The following is a 3,169-nucleotide window of genomic DNA, read 5'->3' as shown; positions in this document are numbered from 1 at the left end:
TCCCGCCGCGAAGACCTCCGCGGGGATGCGCACGCCCGTGATCACCCGGGCAGGCCGGTGCGTGCCCGTGGTCGCCGCCCTCCACGGCAGGGAGTGATCAGCCGCAGATCCGGCCGCCACCACCTCGACCCCGTCGAGCACCCCGGACGCCGACGCGTCGCGCTTCTCCCACAGGCGGGCCAGCGCATCACCGCCGTCCTCCGCGACGTCGGTGGTGACCGGCAGCGCGAGCGCGGATTTGCTCACCACCGCCTCGGTGAGCCGGTGCTCGCTGCGCAGGAACGCGTGACTCCGCCGTGCGGCGCCTCCGCGGAGAGCCGCGACAGCGTCAGAGGCGAGTGCACGGTTCTCCCGCGTATCCAGCGCGTGGGCCGAGTGCTCCCCGAACGTCGTGAAACTCCGCGCACCCGCGGTGTCGCCGGACTCCCCCAGCACCCACAGCGCCATCCGACGACGACCACCGAACCGGCACAATCCCCGCGGCAGGCGAGCGACGTAGCGCAGGGGCGCCACATAGTCGCCGCCTGTCCCGCTCAGGATCCGCCGCCGATGGTCCGTCCCCGGCAACTCGTCGACCAGCAGCGGGGCGGGAGCGAATACCACCGCAGCGCTGCCCGGTTCCAGGCCCAGCACCACGTTGTCGATCGTGTCGAAGAAGCTCTCAGTCCGGTCCCGGGGAATCGCCGCCCAATGCCCGACGAGAAGGGTGGCCGTTGCATTGGTCGCCGGCTCCAGGTGGGCGCCGAGTGCGGCGAGGTAGCGCCAGAGCAGTCGATCCACCGGCCCGGTCGGGTCATCCGGCGCAACGACTCGCGGCCGATCCGACTCGGAAGACCTCGCCACCACGCTCGCGAGAAGCCGCAGGCCGCCCGGCCCCCACGGCACGAGTGCCCTGTCGGAATCGCCGGCCAGCGCCGCGACCACCTCGCACGCCAGTGCATCGCCCTTCGCGGTGAGTGACTCCGAGGCGAGCGGTGAATCCTTGGCTTCCTGGAGCCGGGCCAGCCTGTTCAGCACCCGTGTCGCAGTGACGCCGGCCTCGGCGAGGCGATCGATGCACGCAACCAGGTCATGGTCACGCAGCGCCCTGCCCGCCTGCTCTACGGACAGAACTTCCTCCACTCCGTGTCCCACCGGGAGCATCGCGAGGTCGTCACTGCTCTGATCAGCCAGCGGAGCACCGGACAGCGCGTGGAGGAGGAGGAGCGCCGAGGCATCGTCGAACTTGGACGCCGCCCGACCCATGAGCGACGAGAACAGTGCTGCATCCTCCTGCGCCTCCGGGTTGTTCCCACGGCCGGTGGCGTTCAACCAGCCACCGACTTCCTCGGCGTCGAATACCAGTCCGCTCGGATCCACTGGCGCAGGAAATGGGTTCGGAGTTCCGACTGACCGGGAGCGCCACACCGAGACGACCGGGCGCTTGACGCCGGCGAGCTCAGCGACCTGCCGCATGGTCAGGGTCTCCACGGGAACGCCTCCTCTCGGTTGGCCACGTCTGCGATGCGTGTGACGCTACCTCGAACCCAATGACTGTTAAGCGGATCACTCGATAAGGGGGCTTATCGATATCAACGCTGGCCAGAACCTGACGTGGGAATGAAATGTATCCGGAGAACGCAGCCGCTCTCGATCCGCCCAGGAGGTCACTCGTGAATCATGTACTCGCAGTCGACCACCTCACCGATTGGAACCTCATCGAATGGTGGCTCCACTACCTTGGCGCGATCGCCGTGCCAGTCCTCGCCGCCGCCTTCGTGGCGGCCGCATACCTGATGTGTCGGGCGATTCTCCTCCTGACTCTTCCGAACCTGCTCGAGGCGGCGCTCGCCGCTACCCTGACCGCCTTCGCCTTCGCCGGCGCTTTTCTCGGCCTCAACTGGCACATCGAACTGCTGTACGACACGCTCCGGCATACCTCGAGCGCGACTCGGGCTGCCGTCTCCGGACTCACTGTCGCGATCCTGTTCGCCGCCACCTCCGTGATCTTCGCGAACAAACTCGGCATTACCCGACGGCGCCGGCTTGCCGTGATCGCCCTGGCGTGCGCAGCGCCTGCGGCATTCAGCCTCGTAGGTGACGGCCTCAACCGAAGCGCGCTATCGACTGCGCACGACACCTCGAGCGTCGGTATGCAGTCGCCCACAGCGCAAGCCGCGCAGTCCGAGGAGAACCACCCAGGCCTCGCGCCGAAAGAGGTCTTGCCGCGGTCCCCTCCGCTAGGACAGCCAGGGCCCTAGCTCAACAGGTCCCGAGGACACTTCACCTCTTCATCTTTCACTTCACCAAGGAGACCTCTCATGTCGTCAACTTCCGTGCGTACCTACAGCGCCGCTGCCGTAGCCGCTGCACTGCTGGGTGCAGGCTCGTTCATTGCGCCCGCAATCGCCCAGGCTCAGGCCTTCAACCCCATCGACCCCACCGACATCCTCAAGATCGACTCGCCCGAACTCACAGTGAACGTCAGTGGCGACACTGCCCACTTCACTGTCGTCGCACCTGAGAACATGGCCTGCGTCGGCCCGCTGGTGGTCGAGGGTTCGATCAGCCAAGAGGACATCGACCCGGAAACCTGGGACGACAGCTTCGCCGAGGACCTCTTCAGCAACCCGGTCTGGCCGACCGACCAATCCGATCTGCGTGTCGTCGTGAACGACTCGAGTGACCTGCTCGACCAGGAAGGGGCCTTCGCGAGCCCGCACAAGGTCAGCGTTCCCAACTTGAACGACGGGGACTACGTTGCCACGACGATCTGCGTGACGGAGGACAGCATCGCGCCGCTCAACGGACCCAGCGAGATCAGCGCCCTCCAGGACGCTCAGTTCCCGGTTGCTATGCACTTCCGCAACTTCTCGGTCACCACTACCGGGAGCGTCAACCTCGGCAGCGTCGACGTCTTCGGCAGCCTCGGAAGCGCCGGTAGTGAGACCTCCATCCGATGAATTCGGCTGACTCGACGTAGCTGAACACGCGGGATGACTGTGGATCACGCGAGGCCCTTGGTCAAGCCCCTGGAAGTGGTGTAACTGAATTGTGATCCTTCGTTGGTGATCAGGCGGGTAGTTGCATCAGTGCATCAGTGGTCACCTCCGTCTGCGAGCTGGTGTCGGTGTCGGTGGTCAGGGTGAGTCGGCAGCGGCTGAGGACTTCGAGACCGAGGTAGCGGCGG

General features: G+C 66.4%; 3 protein-coding genes. 2 read left to right on the top strand and 1 reads right to left on the bottom strand.

Annotated features, from left to right (window positions below; translation table 11 throughout):
- Positions 1 to 1,359: DNA-binding protein (locus tag G6017_RS15880; RefSeq protein ID WP_347238037.1), on the bottom strand; the 1,359-nt coding region annotated here is incomplete at its 3' end.
- Positions 1,360 to 1,652: 293 nt separating this feature from the next.
- Between G6017_RS15880 and G6017_RS15875 the strand changes: the two genes are divergently transcribed.
- Positions 1,653 to 2,240, top strand: a complete 588-nt coding sequence (locus G6017_RS15875) for a hypothetical protein (RefSeq protein ID WP_182618222.1) — start codon at positions 1,653 to 1,655, stop codon at positions 2,238 to 2,240.
- A 60-nt stretch (positions 2,241 to 2,300) separates the two neighbouring features.
- The gene (locus G6017_RS15870) at positions 2,301 to 2,942 is read left to right on the top strand and encodes a hypothetical protein (RefSeq protein WP_182618221.1); all 642 of its coding nucleotides are present in this window, start codon (positions 2,301 to 2,303) and stop codon (positions 2,940 to 2,942) included.
- Positions 2,943 to 3,169: the final 227 nt, after the last annotated feature.

The organism is Dietzia sp. B44 (genome assembly GCF_014145245.1).
GTDB classification, from domain to species: Bacteria; Actinomycetota; Actinomycetes; order Mycobacteriales; family Mycobacteriaceae; genus Dietzia; species Dietzia natronolimnaea.
This window is presented reverse-complemented; position numbering and strand designations above follow the sequence as displayed.